Genomic DNA, 17,926 nt, shown 5'->3' on the forward strand with positions numbered 1-17,926 from the left:
AATTAAATTGTTAATGTATTATAAAAATTGTAAAAGGTATTGTTTATATAAAAATGAAAACGTATACTTTTTGATAATGGAAGTTTTAATTCTACATAAAGGGGAGCTGTTTCTATGACTTTATTTTTAAATGGAGATGCTTTAACGATTGAAGATATTAAACAATTATTACACCAAGATTTAAAAATTGAAATCACAGAGGAAGCATTAGAAAGAGTTAAAAAAAGTAGAAGTGTAGTAGAACGAATCATTAATGATAAAGAAACCATTTATGGGATTACTACAGGATTTGGTTTATTTAGCGATGTGCGTATTGATTCGACTCAATATAATGACTTACAAGTTAATTTAATACGTTCACACGCTTGTGGGATGGGCGAACCATTTTCTGAAGAAGTATCACTTGTGATGATGATTTTACGTCTTAATACATTATTAAAAGGAAATTCAGGGGTAACGTTAGAATTGGTCGACCAGCTCAAATATTTCATCAATGAGCGTATTATACCTGTGATTCCTCAACAAGGTTCACTTGGTGCATCAGGTGATTTGGCACCATTATCTCATTTAGCTTTAGCACTTATTGGTGAAGGGCTTGTTTATTTTAAAAATGAAGAAGTTGATAGTCGTTATGTTTTAAATGAATTAGGAAGAGCACCATTACATCTACAAGCTAAAGAAGGATTAGCACTAATTAATGGCACACAGGCTATGACTGCACAAGGGGTCATTAATTATATTGAAGCGGAAGACTTAGGTTACCAAGCAGAGTGGATTGCGGCGCTCACACATCAAGCGTTAAATGGTATTGTTGATGCATATGATCATAGAGTACATGCAGTTAGAAATAGTCAAGAACAAGTAGATGTCGCGGCACGTATGCGTGATTGGTTAGCAGACTCAAAGTTAACAACAAGACAAGCTGAGATTCGTGTTCAAGATGCTTATTCTTTACGTTGTATTCCACAAATTCATGGCGCAAGTTATCAAGTGTTTAACTACGTAAAAGAAAAGTTAGAGTTTGAAATGAATGCTTCAAATGATAATCCGCTTATCTTTGATGAAGACGGTGAAACAACAGTCATATCTGGTGGTAACTTCCATGGACAACCTATCGCCTTTGCGCTTGATCATTTGAAATTAGGTGTCAGTGAATTAGCGAATGTTTCAGAACGACGTGTGGAACGACTAGTGAATCCGCAATTGAATAACGGTCTACCTGCATTCTTAAGTCCAGAACCTGGTTTACAAAGTGGTGCGATGATTATGCAATATGCGGCTGCGAGCCTAGTTTCTGAGAATAAAACACTTGCACATCCAGCGAGTGTAGATTCTATACCATCTTCAGCTAACCAAGAAGATCATGTGTCTATGGGAACAATTGCTTCAAGACATGGTTATCAAATGATTGAAAATGCACGACGAGTTATTGCGATTGAATGTATTATTGCGTTACAAGCAGTTGAGTTAAAAGGTGTCAATCAACTATCACCTAAAACACGAGACAAATATGACGAATTTAGAAACATTGTGCCATCTATCAAACAGGATAGACAATTCCATAAGGACATAGAAGCCGTAGCACAGTACTTAAAGGATAGTGCATATCATTAATACATTCATAAAATGAAAATGATTGAATTTTAAAATAACTTGAAAATTACAAAAAACTTTGCTATATTGTGAGTAAGTTAATAAAACATTGTTCGTAGGCCAAGTAGTATTATTGATGGATTTCAGAGAGCTTGTGGTTAGTGAGAACAAGTAATCCACTTTAATATGAATCTACCTACATTTAGTGAGCAATCGGCGAATAACCGTTATTTTAGTTAAGTGCAAACGAAGTTACATTTCATTGAGATGTTTGCTTTGTTTGTTAAATAGGGTGGCAACGCGTAGACCACGTCCCTTGTCGGGGCGTGGTCTTTTTGTATGCTTTTATATACATAGTTGGCATGCTAAATATATATTTTTTATGGGAAAGGATGAAGGTTTCATGTTAGATATTAAACTTTTTAGAACAGAGCCAGACAAAGTTAAGAGCAAAATTGAATTAAGAGGAGACGACCCTAAAGTAGTCGATGAGGTATTAGAATTAGATGAAAAGCGTCGTACATTAATAAGCAAGACAGAAGAGATGAAAGCGAAACGTAATAAAGTAAGTGAAGAAATCGCTCAGAAAAAACGTAATAAAGAAAATGCTGATGATGTTATCGCTGAAATGCGTCAATTAGGTGATGACATTAAAGAATATGATACACAATTAAATGAAATTGATAATAAAATGTCTGATATTCTATGTCGTATTCCAAACCTTATCAATGATGATGTACCACAAGGCGCTTCAGATGAAGAAAATATCGAAGTTAAAAAATGGGGTACACCTCGTGAATTTGATTTCGAAGCGAAAGCACACTGGGATATCGTAGAAGATCTTAAAATGGCTGACTTCGATCGTGCCGCTAAAATTTCTGGCGCACGTTTCGTTTATCTAACAAGAGACGGTGCACAATTAGAACGTGCATTAATGAACTACATGATTACTAAACATACAACACAACATGGTTACACTGAAATGATGGTACCTCAATTAGTTAACGCTGATACAATGTATGGTACTGGTCAATTACCTAAATTCGAAGAAGATTTATTTAAAGTAGAAAAAGAAGGACTATATACAATTCCAACTGCTGAAGTACCTTTAACAAACTTCTATCGTGATGAAATCATCCAACCAGGTGTCTTACCTGAAAAATTCACTGGACAATCTGCATGTTTCCGTAGTGAAGCGGGTTCAGCTGGTAGAGATACAAGAGGTTTAATTCGTTTACACCAATTCGACAAAGTTGAAATGGTACGCTTTGAAAAACCTGAAGATTCTTGGGATGCTTTAGAAGAAATGACTACAAACGCTGAAGCAATCTTAGAAGAATTAGGATTACCATATCGTCGTGTTATCTTATGTACTGGAGACATTGGTTTCAGTGCTAGTAAAACATACGACTTAGAAGTATGGTTACCAAGCTATAACGACTACAAAGAAATCAGTTCATGTTCAAACTGTACTGACTTCCAAGCACGACGTGCCAATATCCGTTTCAAACGTGATAATGCAGCTAAACCTGAATTAGCGCATACGTTAAATGGTAGTGGTTTAGCTGTAGGTCGTACATTCGCAGCAATTGTTGAGAACTACCAAAATGAAGATGGTACTGTAACTATCCCTGAAGCCTTAGTACCATTCATGGGTGGTAAAACTCATATTCAAAAGCCAACTAAATAATTTAGATTGTTAGCGAATGACTAGCTATACAATGCGCGGTAATGAAGAGCCATCATTGCCGCGTATTTTTTTATGTCAATAACCTAAAGTATGAGGGTAGGGGAGGGACATTAAGTAAAATTTAGATGCAAAATAGTGGGGGGGGAGTCTAACTATTTATAGAAAATTCTGTCATATTTAAAATATTGTGATGACGGAATTTTAAAAGTGAGGGTTGTCTGACGTAACACATACCGACGTCTAAAGTGATTGCCGTTTTCATCATTGTATATTAGACTTGAGTTTATTATTTAAACGTAAATGCGTTTGTAACTAGAAAGGGGGAGACAAGATGACCCATCTCACATTTATACAAGGTGTTAAAGAATGCATTCCAACATTATTAGGGTATGCAGGTGTTGGTATTTCATTTGGCATCGTTGCTGCATCTCAAAAGTTTAGTTTATTAGAAATTATATTACTTTGTTTGATTATTTATGCTGGTGCGGCGCAATTTATTATATGTGCGTTAGTTATAGCTGGAACACCCATAACAGCGATAGTGTTAACAACATTTATTGTTAATTCACGTATGTTTTTATTAAGTATGACGTTAGCACCCAATTTTAAGTCTTATGGTTTATGGAATCGAATTGGACTTGGTTCTTTAGTAACCGATGAAACATTTGGTGTAGCCATCACGCCTTATTTAAAAGGTGAGCCAATTAACGATCGTTGGTTGCATGGTTTAAACATCACAGCATATTTGTTTTGGACCTTTTCTTGTGTAGTTGGTGCTATATTCGGCAAATATATTTCGAATCCAGAGATGTTAGGATTAGATTTTGCGATTACAGCTATGTTTGTATTTTTAGGTATTGCTCAATTTGAATCTGTTAAAAAGTCTAAGATCAACATTTATCTTGTGCTGATTCTATGCGTCATTGTGATGATGTTAACGTTAAGCTTTGTTATGCCCTCGTATGTAGCGATTATAATATCTGCGGTTGTCGCATCTACATTAGGGGTGGTGATGGACAGATGATGACAGATCAACATATGTTAATCATTATTATTCTATGTGGTATTGTTACGATTTTAGTCAGAGTGATTCCATTTATGATGATTTCACGAGTAAATCTACCAGATGTTATTATTCAATGGTTATCCTTTATACCTATCACACTTTTTACAGCACTTGTCTTGGACGGTATTATTCAACAACATGAAGGTAGTGTAGGCTATACACTCAATGTGCCATTCATTATTGCATTAATACCAACTGTATTATTAGCCATATATACGAGAAGCCTAACCTGGACCATTTTAGGCGGTATTGCATTTATCGCTCTATTGAGATTCTTTCTATAGAAATCAAGGTCTACATATTGAATTTCGTGATAGAGTTAGTTAAAATTTAAGTAGTTAGAAAATTTAGATAATTAATATATTTATTCAAAACTTAATCATAAAATCTTATTCAGAGAAGTTGAGGGACTTGGCCCATAGACGCTTCAGTAACCGGCTATAAAGAATACGAGTACGGTGCTAAAACCAACGAGCACTCGAATGATAAGTACTGAACCGCTTCTTACTTCTCATAGAGTAAGAAGCTTTTTTATTTAAAGGAGGATGGATTCATATATGTCGAATTATACAGTTGATACATTAGAATTAGGCCAATTCACGACAGAGTCTGGAGAAACGATACAAAACTTAAAATTAAAATATGAACATGTAGGTTATCCTGGACAACCATTAGCATTAGTTTGCCATGCATTAACTGGCAATCATCTTACATATGGTACAGATGAACATCCAGGTTGGTGGCGTGAAATTATTGATGGTGGTTATATGCCTATCAATGATTATCAATTTTTAACATTCAACGTCATAGGGAGTCCATTTGGTTCAAGTTCAAAGCATAATGATCCACATTTTCCAGATCATTTAACATTAAGAGATATCGTACGTGCACTTGAGAAGGGGATAGAAGCATTAGGGTTTAATAAAATAGATATTTTAATCGGTGGGAGTTTAGGTGGTATGCAAGCGCTCGAATTACTTTATAATCGACGATTCCAAGTAGATAAAGCGGTTATACTTGCTGCTACAGATAAAACCTCATCGTACAGTTGTGCCTTTAATGAGATTGCTAGACAAGCGATTCATATCGGAGGTAAAGAAGGTTTAAGTATTGCTCGACAATTAGGATTTTTAACCTATCGATCTTCTAAAAGTTATGATCAACGCTTCACACCTGAAGAGGTAGTTAGTTATCAACAACATCAAGGGAACAAGTTCAAAGAATCCTTTGATTTATCATGTTATTTAACACTGCTGGACGTCTTAGATAGTCATAATATTGATAGAGGCAGAGATGATGTTGATAAAGTGTTTAAATCATTAGACACAAAGGTATTAACGATGGGATTCATAGATGATTTGTTATATCCAGATGATCAAGTATTAGCGGCAGGACAACGTTTTAAATATCATCGACACTTTTTTGTACCAGATAATGTGGGGCACGATGGTTTCTTACTTAACTTTGAAGATTGGGCACCTAATTTATATCACTTTTTAAATGCGAAACATATTCGACGATAATGACTATTTTTATAATCATAAAATAAGTTGTATTTCACTCTAAAGTACTGCTAGAATTGACCGACATAAATACCAGTAGTACTTTATTGTTTATTTTTTTCAAAGAGGTTAAAATGGTAATTATAGTCAAAAAAAGTATGGGAGTGGCGTGTGTGTTTTCAAAAATACAACCTAAAGCAACTATTATAGGTACATTAGCATTAGTGATAGTCGCTTTAGTAACACATGTATTACCTATTCTCGGCTTAATTTTATGTTTATTTGCAACAATCCCAGGTGTCGTATTATGGAACAAATCTATTCAGTCATTTGGAATTAGTGCCTTAGTAACAGTTATAATTACAACATTATTAGGTAATACATTCGTCTTAAGTATGATGGTTTTAGTGATTTTAACGAGTTTAATCATTGGACAATTACTTAAGGAAAGAGCAACAAAAGAAAGAATTTTATATGTAACAACGGTATCTCTAAGTTTAATGACATTGATAGGATTCATGTTATTACAAGTATTTGAAAAAATCCCAAGAGCAGCCGCATTAGTTAACCCAGTTAAAGAAACCGTTCATAACATGTTATTAACAAGTGGAGCAGATGCTGATTACAGACAGATGCTTGAAGAAAGTATCCGCCAAATGACGGTCCAACTCCCTAGTTATCTCATTATTATCGTTTTTCTTTTCGTTTTAATTAATCTGATCATAACATTTCCAATCTTGCGCAAATTCAAAGTAGCTACGCCAATATTCAAACCATTATTCGCTTGGCAAATGAATCGTACGCTATTAACAATCTATATTATTGATTTACTTTGTGTCATGTTTGCAACCCAACCAAGTACGTTCCAGAGTATCGTATTAAACTTTGAAGTTGTGTTATCATTAGTGATGTACATTCAAGGTATGAGCGTGATACATTTCTTCGGAAAAGCGAAGCGACTACCGAATGTAGTAACTATCATATTAATGGTTATAGGGACATTATTAACACCAATGACTCATATTGTAGGGTTATTAGGTGTCATCGATTTATGTATCAATTTAAAACAACTAATGAACAATAATAATAAAAAGTGATGAGAGGTGGAAGAATGAACCGTCAATCCACTAAAAAAGCTTTGCTCATACCATTTATCATAATGGTACTGACTGCTATAGCATTAGTCGTCGTTTGGTTTATATTTAACCAAATCGTGGCAGGCATAGCTGCAGGAATATTACTAGTAATGATTATTGCTAGTGGGTTCTTGCTAAGACAAGCTTTTATGAAAATGGACAGTTATGTGGATGGTTTAAGTGGTCATATTACAACAAGTAGTAATAAGGCGATTAAACACTTACCGATCGGGATGATTGTGTTAGATGAGAACGACCATATTGAATGGGTTAACCAATTTATGTCTGAACATTTAACAACTAATGTTATTTCAGAATCGGTAAACGAAATATTTCCTAATATCTTAAAGCAATTGGAGAAAGTTCAAGAAGTAGAAATTGAACATGAAAATTATCATTATAGAGTACGTTATTCAAGCAATGAACATTGCTTATACTTCTTCGATATTACAGATGAAGTACAAACGAACCAACTATATGAAGATTCAAAACCCATTATTGCAACATTATTCTTAGATAACTACGATGAAATCACGCAAAACATGAACGATACACAGCGTTCTGAAATTAACTCAATGGTTACACGTGTAATTAGTCGTTGGGCATCAGAATATAATATTTATTTCAAACGTTATAATTCAGATCAATTCGTAGCCTATTTAAATCAAAAGATTTTAGCAGAAATCGAAGATTCAAATTTCAACATTTTAAGTCAATTACGTGAGAAAAGTGTTGGTTACCGAGCACAATTGACATTAAGTATTGGTGTCGGTGAAGGTACTGAAAATCTTATTGACTTAGGTGAATTATCGCAATCAGGTCTAGACTTAGCGCTAGGTCGTGGTGGTGACCAAGTTGCAATTAAAAACATGAACGGCAACGTACGCTTCTATGGTGGTAAGACTGACCCGATGGAAAAACGTACACGTGTAAGAGCGCGTGTTATCTCACACGCATTAAAAGATATCTTAACTGAAGGCGATAAAGTCATCGTGATGGGACATAAACGACCTGACTTAGATGCCATTGGTGCAGCTATTGGTGTGTCTAGATTCGCATTAATGAATAATCTAGAAGCATATGTTGTCTTAAATGAATCTGATATCGATCCAACATTGCGTCGTGTCATGGATGAAATTGATAAGAAACCAGAACTTAAAGAACGATTTATTACATCAGACGATGCATGGGATATGATGACATCGAAAACAACGGTTGTTGTCGTTGATACGCATAAACCAGAAATGGTTCTAGATGAAAATGTCTTAAATAAAGCAAATCGTAAGGTAGTGATTGACCACCATAGACGTGGTGAAAGCTTTATCTCCAATCCACTACTGGTTTATATGGAACCTTATGCAAGTTCAACAGCAGAACTTGTCACAGAGTTGCTAGAATATCAACCAACTGAACAGCGTTTAACACGTCTTGAATCTACTGTTATGTATGCAGGTATTATTGTTGATACAAGAAACTTCACATTACGTACGGGTTCAAGAACGTTCGATGCCGCAAGTTATTTACGAGCACATGGTGCCGATACTATTCTTACACAACACTTCTTAAAAGATGATGTGGATACGTACATTAACCGTTCTGAATTAATTAGAACAGTCGAAGTACAAGATAACGGTGTTGCGATTGCACATGGCTCAGACGATAAAATTTATCATCCTGTTACAGTTGCACAAGCAGCCGATGAGTTGTTAAGTTTAGAAGGTATAGAAGCTTCATATGTCGTTGCCAAACGTGAAGATAATTTAGTCGGTATCTCAGCCCGTTCATTAGGCTCAGTTAATGTTCAATTAACAATGGAAGCCCTTGGTGGCGGGGGTCACTTGACGAATGCAGCGACACAATTAAAAGGTGTCTCAGTCGAAGACGCCATTGTACAATTACAACAAGCAATAACAGAACAAATGAGTAGGAGTGAAGACGCATGAAAGTAATTTTCACACAAGATGTTAAAGGTAAAGGTAAAAAAGGCGAAGTTAAAGACGTACCAGTAGGTTATGCAAATAACTTCTTATTAAAAAATAATTATGCTGTAGAAGCAACACATGGTAACTTAAAACAATTAGAACAACAAAATAAACGTGCTGAAGCAGATAGACAACAAGAAATTGATGATGCAAAAGCATTAAAAGAAAAATTAGCTAACATCGAAGTTGAAGTATCTGCTAAAACAGGTGAAGGCGGTAAATTATTTGGTTCAGTAAGTACGAAACAAATTGCCCAAGCCCTTAAAGATCAACATGACATTAAATTAGATAAACGTAAAATGGATTTACCACAAGGTATCCACACATTAGGTTATACAAACGTACCTGTTAAATTAGATAAAGAAGTTGAAGGTACTATTCGTGTGCATACAGTAGAACAATAAAGATGGATTGAAAATAGAGGTGTAATCAATAATGGATAGTATGTACGAGCAAAATCAAATGCCACATAGCAATGAAGCCGAACAATCTGTCTTAGGTGCCATTATTATTGATCCGGAATTAATTAATACAACTCAGGAAGTGTTACTTCCTGAGTCATTTTATAGAGGCGCCCATCAACATATTTTCCGTGCGATGATGCACTTAAATGAAGATAATAAAGAAATTGATGTAGTGACGTTAATGGATCAATTAACGACTGAAGGAAGCTTGAGTGAAGCGGGTGGCCCGCAATATCTTGCAGAATTATCTACCAATGTCCCTACAACAAGAAACGTTCAATATTATACTGATATCGTATTTAAACATGCAATTAAACGTAAACTGATTCAGACTGCAGATAGTATCGCCAATGACGGATACAATGATGAGTTAGAATTAGATACGATTTTGAGCGATGCAGAGCGACGTATTTTAGAACTATCATCTACACGTGAGAGTGATGGTTTTAAAGATATTCGAGATGTATTAGGACAAGTGTATGAAACTGCTGAGGAACTCGATCAAAATAGTGGTCAAACACCGGGTATTCCAACAGGTTATAGAGATTTAGACCAAATGACAGCAGGTTTTAACCGAAACGACTTAATCATTTTAGCTGCACGACCATCTGTTGGTAAGACTGCCTTCGCACTTAATATTGCCCAAAAGGTAGCAACACATGAAGATTTATATACAGTAGGTATCTTTTCTCTTGAGATGGGTGCAGACCAATTAGCAACACGTATGATATGTAGTTCAGGTAACGTTGACTCAAACCGATTAAGAACCGGTACAATGACCGAAGAGGATTGGAACCGATTCACGATTGCAGTTGGTAAACTATCTCGAACAAAAATATTTATTGATGATACGCCAGGTATTCGAATCAATGATTTACGTTCTAAATGTCGTCGACTTAAACAAGAGCATGGTTTAGATATGATTGTGATTGACTATCTACAATTAATTCAAGGTAGTGGTTCACGTTTCTCAGATAACCGTCAACAAGAAGTATCTGAAATTTCACGTACGCTAAAAGCTATTGCACGTGAACTAGAATGTCCTGTTATCGCACTGAGTCAGTTATCTCGTGGTGTTGAACAACGACAAGATAAACGTCCGATGATGAGTGACATTCGTGAATCAGGGTCTATCGAGCAAGATGCTGATATTGTTGCTTTCTTATATCGTGATGATTATTATAATCGTGGCGAAGATGAGGATGACGATGATGATTCAAGCTTTGAACCACAAACTAATGATGATAATGGTGAAATTGAAATTATCATCGCTAAGCAACGTAACGGCCCGACAGGTACCGTGAAATTACACTTCATGAAACAATACAACAAATTTACTGATATAGATTATGCTCATGCAGAAATGTCATAAAATATTTTAAATATAAAAAACGTACAATAAATAACTTTACAGTTTTATTGTACGGTTTTTGTTTTGTATAAAGGCATTTAAAAATCACTAAGTATGTGTCTTGAATTTTTGAATAAATATGTTAAATACCGTCATGATAGCTTTTATATACTTTTTGACTTTCATTATAAAGAAAAATAGATGAATTTGATTGTATGAAATCAATGTTCGATTTTTATTTGCATTATAGTATCTATATTGGTAAAATACTTCATGGTTAAATGAGAAAAATTTGGAGGTGCTCTTATGTCATCAATCGTAGTAGTTGGGACACAATGGGGAGACGAAGGTAAAGGTAAAATTACAGATTTCTTAGCAGAACAAGCAGACGTGATTGCACGTTTTTCAGGTGGTAATAATGCAGGACATACCATCCAATTTGGTGGAGAAACATATAAATTACATTTAGTACCATCAGGTATCTTCTATAAAGACAAATTAGCAGTTATTGGTAATGGTGTGGTAGTTGATCCAGTTGCATTACTTAAAGAATTAGACGGTTTAAATGAACGTGGTATTTCAACAGATAACTTACGTATTTCTAACCGTGCTCAAGTGATTTTACCTTATCATATTGCACAAGACGAGTATGAAGAGCGTCTTCGCGGTGATAATAAAATCGGTACAACTAAAAAAGGTATCGGCCCAGCATACGTAGATAAAGCACAACGAATTGGTATCCGTATGGGAGACTTAGTCGAAAAAGAAACATTCGAAAGACTATTAAAACAAAATATTGAACATAAAAATGCATATTTCAAAGGTATGTTTAACGAAACATGCCCAAGCTTTGATGATATATTTGAAGAATATTATGCTGCAGGTCAACGTTTAAGAGAATTTGTTACAGATACACCTAAAATCTTAGACGACGCAATTGTTGCAGATGAAAAAGTACTATTCGAAGGTGCCCAAGGTGTGATGTTAGACATCGACCACGGTACATATCCATTCGTCACTTCAAGTAACCCAGTAGCAGGTAACGTTACTGTAGGTACTGGTGTAGGTCCAACATACGTATCAAAAGTCATTGGTGTATGTAAAGCTTATACATCACGTGTTGGTGATGGTCCATTCCCTACAGAATTATTTGATGAAGATGGTCATCACATTAGAGAAGTTGGTCGTGAATACGGTACAACAACTGGTCGTCCACGTCGTGTAGGTTGGTTCGACTCAGTAGTATTACGTCATTCACGCCGTGTAAGTGGTATTACAGACTTATCAATCAACTCAATTGATGTGTTAACTGGCTTAGATACAGTTAAAATCTGTACAGCATATGAATTAGATGGTAAAGAAATTACTGAATATCCAGCTAACCTAGATCAATTACAACGTTGTAAACCAATCTTCGAAGAGTTACCAGGTTGGACAGAAGATATTACAGGTTGCCGCACTTTAGAAGAACTTCCTGAAAATGCACGCAAATATTTAGAACGTATTTCTGAATTATGTGGCGTACGCATTTCAATCTTCTCAGTAGGTCCAGATCGTGAACAAACAAACTTATTAGAAAAATTATGGTAATTAATACCGATAAGCCGTTAAATGATATAACAATTATTTAACGGCTTTTTTTATATTTAATATGATGATAAAAATGCTTGAATATACTACAAAATAACTAATCAGTTGTTCTTTATTATTACTGTCTCAGGCCTAATTAAAAATAATGTTAAAATTATGTAAAAAATATCTTGTCATTCAAATATTGGCTGTGCTATAATCTATCTTGTGCTTAAGAACGGCTCCTTGGTCAAGCGGTTAAGACACCGCCCTTTCACGGCGGTAACACGGGTTCGAGTCCCGTAGGAGTCACCATTTTTTAGGTCTCGTAGTGTAGCGGTTAACACGCCTGCCTGTCACGCAGGAGATCGCGGGTTCGATTCCCGTCGAGACCGTATTGCCTACCCAAGAGGGTAGGCATTTTTTTATGTCCTTTTATTATCAATGAAAGCAATGCCATTTTATTTAATAATTATTCCTCATTTTACAAGTCGATGACATTCGGCAATCGAAACTTAACATTTCCCTAATTATCGTAAGAAGCAAATGAAAAACATTGAATTAATCGGTTTTATACTAAATTTTAATATTACAAAATTATGAAATTAATATCTTTTGAATTTTCAGCTTACTGAAAGCATTCAACTTATTTTGTGATATAGAATTTTGGTGGTAAACTTATATATAATATTATTCTATAATTTTTTATACAAAAATAGAATTAACCGTTCATAAATGGTAAATTAGATAGTAGTAACTGTGTTGAATAAGCACATGCGTTTGAGCTTCGTGAAAGGTCTCAAGCGATACGAATTAAGATAAGCCGAACGGTAGAATTATACTTTGAGAAATGAGGTTTATATATATGGCTAGAAAAGTTGTGGTAGTCGACGATGAAAAACCAATTGCTGATATTTTAGAATTTAATCTTAAAAAAGAAGGATACGATGTATTCTGCGCGTACGATGGTAACGACGCTGTAGATTTAATATATGAGGAAGAACCAGACATCGTATTATTAGACATTATGTTACCTGGTAGAGACGGCATGGAAGTATGCCGTGAAGTACGTAAAAAATTCGAAATGCCTATCATCATGTTAACTGCGAAAGATTCTGAAATTGATAAAGTTTTAGGATTAGAATTAGGTGCAGATGACTATGTGACGAAACCATTTAGTACACGCGAATTAATTGCACGTGTAAAAGCAAACTTACGTCGTCATTATTCTCAACCAGCGCAAGAAGTCAATGACGCAACAAATGAAATTTCTATTAAAGATATCGTCATTTATCCAGATGCGTATTCAATTAAAAAACGTGGTGATGACATCGAGTTAACACACCGTGAATTTGAGTTGTTCCATTATCTTTCTAAACATATGGGCCAAGTAATGACACGTGAACATTTATTACAAACTGTGTGGGGTTATGATTACTTTGGAGATGTACGTACAGTAGACGTAACGATTCGCCGTTTACGTGAAAAAATCGAAGACGATCCATCACACCCAGAATACATTGTGACACGTAGAGGCGTTGGATACTTCCTCCAACAACATGATTAGAGGTTTAGTTGAATGAAGTGGCTAAAACAACTCCAATCCCTTCACACGAAACTGGTCATTGTCTATGTCTTACTGATTATTATTGGTATGCAAATTATTGGTCTCTATTTTACTAATAGTTTGGAAAAGGAATTACTCGATAATTTTAAAAAGAACATTACACAATATGCAAAACAATTAGATGTAAGCATTGAAAAAGTATATAACGAAAAAGGTTCGGTCAACGCTCAAAAGGATATACAAAATCTTTTGAGCGAGTATGCCAACCGTCAAGAAATTGGTGAAATCCGCTTTATAGACAAAGACCAAATTATTATGGCAACAACCAAGCAGTCTAACCGCGATTTAATCAATCAAAAAGCCAACGATAGTTCTGTTCAAAAGGCATTATCACTTGGTCAAAGTAACAACCATATGGTGTTAAAAGACTATGGTAATGGTAAGGAACGGGTTTGGGTTTATAACATACCAGTTAAAGTTGATAAACAAACGATAGGTAATATTTACATAGAATCGAAAATCAATGATGTATATAACCAACTTAACAATATTAACCAAATCTTTATCGTAGGTACCGCTATTTCATTATTTATTACTGTGATACTCGGATTCTTCATTGCGCGAACCATTACCAAACCTATTACCGACATGCGTAACCAGACGGTCGAGATGTCTAAAGGTAACTATACGCAGCGTGTTAAGATTTATGGTAATGACGAAATCGGTGAACTCGCACTTGCATTCAATAATTTATCCAAGAGGGTACAAGAAGCACAAGCGAATACTGAAAGTGAGAAACGTCGTTTAGACTCTGTTATCACACATATGAGTGATGGTATCTTAGCGACAGATAGACGTGGACGTGTCCGTATTGCTAACGATATGGCACTTAAAATGCTAGGCATGGCTAAAGAAGACCTTATCGGTTATTACATGCTAAGTGTATTGAATTTAGAAGAAGAATTTTCATTAGATGAAATTCAAGAAAATAATGACAGCTTCTTATTAGATATTAATGAAGAAGAAGGCATCATTGCGCGTGTAAACTTCAGTACGATTGTTCAAGAAACAGGCTTTGTGACAGGTTACATTGCCGTATTACATGATGTAACAGAACAACAACAAGTAGAACGTGAACGTCGTGAATTCGTAGCTAATGTATCACATGAATTACGTACACCATTAACTTCTATGAACAGTTATATTGAGGCACTTGAAGAAGGTGCTTGGAAAGATGATAACTTAGCACCACAATTCTTATCCGTAACACGTGAAGAAACAGAACGAATGATTAGACTTGTTAACGACTTACTTCAATTATCTAAAATGGATAATGAATCAGATCAAATTACCAAAGAAATCGTCGACTTTAATATGTTTATTAATAAGATTATTAACCGACATGAAATGGCTGCTAAAGATACAATATTTGTCCGTGAAATTCCACAACAAACGATTTTCGCTGAAATAGACCCTGATAAGATGACGCAAGTATTTGATAATGTCATTACTAATGCAATGAAGTATTCTCGTGGTGATAAACGCGTCGAGTTCCACGTGAAACAAAATGCACTTTACAATAGAATGACAATTCGTATTAAAGATAATGGTATCGGTATCCCTATTAATAAAGTAGATAAAATCTTCGATAGATTCTACCGTGTCGATAAAGCACGTACACGTAAAATGGGCGGTACAGGTCTTGGACTAGCCATCTCAAAAGAAATTGTTGAGGCACATAACGGTCGTATTTGGGCCAATAGTGTGGAAGGCCAAGGTACATCTATCTTCATAACACTACCATGCGAAATCATTGAAGACGGTGATTGGGATGAATAGTAAAGAGCACATCAAAACGATTATCCTCGTCTTACTCGTACTAATGAGTATCGTCTTAACCTATATGGTTTGGAATTTCTCGCCCGACTTATCTAATGCAGATAGTACGCCGGAGAATAAGAGAGACAACACTAAACCCATTAGTAAACCAGGAACGGCTAAAATGGATAGTACCATCACACCGTTTCAAATTATTCATTCTAATGGTGAGAAAACAGAAGGTATGCCAGCAACAGGACATGCAATTTCAAAAATAATTAGTCCTTTAAAAGATAAAGATATTGTTTCAGTACAACATTTAAAACGAAATCACAATTTAATTATTCCAGAATTGAGTGATAATTTTATCGTTCTTGATTTTACGTATGATCTACCGTTATCAACATATTTAAGCCAAGTTTTAGATATTGATGCTAAGACACCGCGTCATTTTAACTTTAATCGACTACTAATAGATCAAGACCACGAAGGACGCGTCGTATTATATGCAATTAGTAAAGATAGACATCAAGTCGTTAAAATGAAGACATCCGTTAAAGGTCAAGACGTCAATCAATCATTAACTAGTCTGAAATCAGATATGGAGAAATATACTGAAATCATTACTAATAAAGAAACAATTGATAAAGCCACACACATTTTTGCACCTAAAAAGCCAAAAGATATTAAGACATATCGTATGGTATTCAATATTATTAACGTTGAAAAAATGAATTCCGTATTATTCAATGATTCAACGATTGTCCGTAGTGCTCAAAGTGGCGTGACAACTTACAACAATAATACAGGTGTAGCCAATTACAATGATAAGAGTGAGAAATACCATTATAGAAACTTATCAGAAGATGAGAAGAGTTCAACTAATATGGAAGATACTATTGGTGGTACATTCGAATTCCTCAATGGTCATGGAGGCTTCTTAGGCGAAGACTACCGTCTGTTTAGCACAGATAATATGAGTGGTGAATTAACATATCAACGCTTCTTAAATGGTTATCCTACGTTTAACAAACAAGATTTAAATGAGATTCAAGTTACTTGGGGTGAAAAAGGTGTCTTTGATTACCGACGCTCATTACTAAGAACAGATGTTATCTTGAATAGTGGCGATAAAAAGTCACTTGAAAGTGCAGAATCTGTTCGTTCAGGACTTGCAAACAATAGTAATATCGACTTCGAGCGTGTGACTAACATCGCGGTAGGTTATGATATGGATGATCGACCTAACAACGATGATATCGAAGTACAACGCAATAGTGAGTTTACACCTCGTTGGTATGTCGAATATGACGGTAAGTGGTATGCGTATAAAGATGGGGGGCTAGAATAAATGAACTGGAAATTGACTAAGACCTTATTCATTTTCGTATTTATTCTTGTGAATATTTTTCTCGTCGTGATTTATATTGATAAAGTAAATAAATCACAAATTAATGAAGCGGAAAGTAATAATCGCGTAAACTTCCAACAAGAAGAAATTAAAGTCCCTGACGACGTCTTGAACAAAGATGTGAAAGATACGCATATGCAACAAATCACAGCAGAATCTAAAGATTTCTCAAGTTATGCCAAAGAACGTTCAAGCTTGAGCGCATCGGAATCAGGAAAGTTACTTGATGGCGATATCGGTAGTACCGTTAACGTCAGTGATAAAAACCTTAAAGATATTAAGAATTACATGAAAGACAATGTTTATAAAGGTAAATATTATCAATTAAGTAAACTCGGTTCAGATACAATGACCTTCGTGCAAACCTATCAAGGTTATCCAATTATGAATAACAGTAGAGCTAGACTTAGCTTCAATATAGATAACGGCAAAGCAACAAGCTACAAACAAACAATGATGGACAACATCGAAGCGGCTAAAGGATCAAACAGTAGTAAAAACCAAGTCATAGGCCCGAGAAAGGCTATAGAAGCTTTATATTACAACCGTTACCTCAAACGTCATGATGAAGTGATGGACGCACGTTTAGGCTACTATTCAGTCGTTAAAGAAACAAACGTGCAACTACTACAACCTAACTGGGAAATCAAAGTCAAACACAACGGCAAAGACAGCACACAAACCTATTACGTCGAAGCCACAAGCACTAATCCAAAAGTAATAGACAAGTAGGGAGCAAGACTGAATATTAAACTGTCGACAACGTTTTTAACATTG

14 protein-coding genes, 2 tRNA genes, 1 riboswitch and 1 other annotated feature are annotated in these 17,926 nt (G+C 35.2%); all 16 genes read left to right on the forward strand.

Annotated elements, in window-relative coordinates:
• Positions 1–114 precede the first annotated feature (114 nt).
• The 16 genes from hutH to ACZ267_RS06700 all read left to right on the forward strand — a co-directional run bounded on the left by hutH (position 115) and on the right by ACZ267_RS06700 (position 17,881).
• Positions 115–1,614: a histidine ammonia-lyase gene (gene hutH / locus ACZ267_RS06625; RefSeq protein WP_002466382.1), complete on the forward strand. Its 1,500-nt coding sequence runs from the start codon at positions 115–117 to the stop codon at positions 1,612–1,614.
• 83 nt (positions 1,615–1,697) lie between these two features.
• Positions 1,698–1,913: a binding site (T-box leader), on the forward strand.
• A gap of 83 nt (positions 1,914–1,996) precedes the next feature.
• The gene (gene serS / locus ACZ267_RS06630; protein WP_002466417.1) at positions 1,997–3,283 is read left to right on the forward strand and encodes a serine--tRNA ligase; all 1,287 of its coding nucleotides are present in this window, start codon (positions 1,997–1,999) and stop codon (positions 3,281–3,283) included.
• A 331-nt stretch (positions 3,284–3,614) separates the two neighbouring features.
• Positions 3,615–4,307 (forward strand): AzlC family ABC transporter permease, encoded by a 693-nt coding sequence (locus ACZ267_RS06635; protein ID WP_047210589.1) that lies wholly within the window; start codon positions 3,615–3,617, stop codon positions 4,305–4,307.
• Positions 4,304–4,633 (forward strand): AzlD domain-containing protein, encoded by a 330-nt coding sequence (locus tag ACZ267_RS06640; RefSeq protein WP_002466396.1) that lies wholly within the window; start codon positions 4,304–4,306, stop codon positions 4,631–4,633. The genes ACZ267_RS06635 and ACZ267_RS06640 overlap by 4 nt, the downstream gene beginning before the upstream one ends.
• Positions 4,634–4,735: 102 nt before the next feature.
• Positions 4,736–4,841: riboswitch (SAM riboswitch) on the forward strand.
• 65 nt (positions 4,842–4,906) lie between these two features.
• Entirely contained in the window at positions 4,907–5,872 is a 966-nt protein-coding gene (metX, locus tag ACZ267_RS06645) for a homoserine O-acetyltransferase MetX (RefSeq protein ID WP_047210588.1), read from the forward strand.
• Between the two features lie 137 nt (positions 5,873–6,009).
• Positions 6,010–6,948, forward strand: coding sequence for a YybS family protein (locus ACZ267_RS06650; RefSeq protein ID WP_015364553.1), 939 nt, complete (start codon positions 6,010–6,012; stop codon positions 6,946–6,948).
• A 14-nt stretch (positions 6,949–6,962) separates the two neighbouring features.
• Entirely contained in the window at positions 6,963–8,930 is a 1,968-nt protein-coding gene (locus ACZ267_RS06655) for a DHH family phosphoesterase (protein ID WP_047210587.1), read from the forward strand.
• Entirely contained in the window at positions 8,927–9,373 is a 447-nt protein-coding gene (gene rplI, locus ACZ267_RS06660; RefSeq protein ID WP_047210586.1) for a 50S ribosomal protein L9, read from the forward strand. Before ACZ267_RS06655 ends, rplI begins: the two co-directional genes overlap by 4 nt.
• Before the next feature lie 31 nt (positions 9,374–9,404).
• Positions 9,405–10,805, forward strand: a complete 1,401-nt coding sequence (gene dnaB, locus ACZ267_RS06665; RefSeq protein ID WP_047210585.1) for a replicative DNA helicase — start codon at positions 9,405–9,407, stop codon at positions 10,803–10,805.
• A gap of 285 nt (positions 10,806–11,090) precedes the next feature.
• Positions 11,091–12,374 (forward strand): adenylosuccinate synthase, encoded by a 1,284-nt coding sequence (locus tag ACZ267_RS06670; protein WP_002451564.1) that lies wholly within the window; start codon positions 11,091–11,093, stop codon positions 12,372–12,374.
• A gap of 219 nt (positions 12,375–12,593) precedes the next feature.
• Positions 12,594–12,668 (forward strand) — tRNA-Glu (locus tag ACZ267_RS06675).
• A gap of 7 nt (positions 12,669–12,675) precedes the next feature.
• Positions 12,676–12,748 (forward strand) — tRNA-Asp (locus tag ACZ267_RS06680).
• A 470-nt stretch (positions 12,749–13,218) separates the two neighbouring features.
• Positions 13,219–13,920: a response regulator YycF gene (gene yycF, locus ACZ267_RS06685; RefSeq protein ID WP_002451565.1), complete on the forward strand. Its 702-nt coding sequence runs from the start codon at positions 13,219–13,221 to the stop codon at positions 13,918–13,920.
• Positions 13,921–13,932: 12 nt separating this feature from the next.
• Positions 13,933–15,759 (forward strand): cell wall metabolism sensor histidine kinase WalK, encoded by a 1,827-nt coding sequence (walK, locus tag ACZ267_RS06690; RefSeq protein ID WP_047210583.1) that lies wholly within the window; start codon positions 13,933–13,935, stop codon positions 15,757–15,759.
• Positions 15,752–17,089 (forward strand): two-component system activity regulator YycH, encoded by a 1,338-nt coding sequence (yycH, locus tag ACZ267_RS06695; protein ID WP_002466408.1) that lies wholly within the window; start codon positions 15,752–15,754, stop codon positions 17,087–17,089. The genes walK and yycH overlap by 8 nt, the downstream gene beginning before the upstream one ends.
• Positions 17,090–17,881: a two-component system regulatory protein YycI gene (locus ACZ267_RS06700; RefSeq protein ID WP_047210581.1), complete on the forward strand. Its 792-nt coding sequence runs from the start codon at positions 17,090–17,092 to the stop codon at positions 17,879–17,881.
• Positions 17,882–17,926: the final 45 nt, after the last annotated feature.

It is taken from the genome of Staphylococcus sp. AC872, from assembly GCF_979255425.1.

Excerpts from the sequence above, each read along its gene's own strand:
- ACZ267_RS06700 (WP_047210581.1), top strand. The coding sequence starts at position 17,090 with ATGAACTGGAAATTGACTAAGACCTTATTCATTTTCGTATTTATTCTT.
- yycF (WP_002451565.1), top strand. The coding sequence starts at position 13,219 with ATGGCTAGAAAAGTTGTGGTAGTCGACGATGAAAAACCAATTGCTGAT.
- hutH (WP_002466382.1), top strand. The coding sequence starts at position 115 with ATGACTTTATTTTTAAATGGAGATGCTTTAACGATTGAAGATATTAAA.
- yycH (WP_002466408.1), top strand. The coding sequence starts at position 15,752 with ATGAATAGTAAAGAGCACATCAAAACGATTATCCTCGTCTTACTCGTA.
- ACZ267_RS06640 (WP_002466396.1), top strand. The coding sequence starts at position 4,304 with ATGATGACAGATCAACATATGTTAATCATTATTATTCTATGTGGTATT.
- walK (WP_047210583.1), top strand. The coding sequence starts at position 13,933 with ATGAAGTGGCTAAAACAACTCCAATCCCTTCACACGAAACTGGTCATT.
- serS (WP_002466417.1), top strand. The coding sequence starts at position 1,997 with ATGTTAGATATTAAACTTTTTAGAACAGAGCCAGACAAAGTTAAGAGC.
- metX (WP_047210588.1), top strand. The coding sequence starts at position 4,907 with ATGTCGAATTATACAGTTGATACATTAGAATTAGGCCAATTCACGACA.
- rplI (WP_047210586.1), top strand. The coding sequence starts at position 8,927 with ATGAAAGTAATTTTCACACAAGATGTTAAAGGTAAAGGTAAAAAAGGC.
- ACZ267_RS06670 (WP_002451564.1), top strand. The coding sequence starts at position 11,091 with ATGTCATCAATCGTAGTAGTTGGGACACAATGGGGAGACGAAGGTAAA.
- ACZ267_RS06655 (WP_047210587.1), top strand. The coding sequence starts at position 6,963 with ATGAACCGTCAATCCACTAAAAAAGCTTTGCTCATACCATTTATCATA.
- dnaB (WP_047210585.1), top strand. The coding sequence starts at position 9,405 with ATGGATAGTATGTACGAGCAAAATCAAATGCCACATAGCAATGAAGCC.
- ACZ267_RS06650 (WP_015364553.1), top strand. The coding sequence starts at position 6,010 with ATGGGAGTGGCGTGTGTGTTTTCAAAAATACAACCTAAAGCAACTATT.
- ACZ267_RS06635 (WP_047210589.1), top strand. The coding sequence starts at position 3,615 with ATGACCCATCTCACATTTATACAAGGTGTTAAAGAATGCATTCCAACA.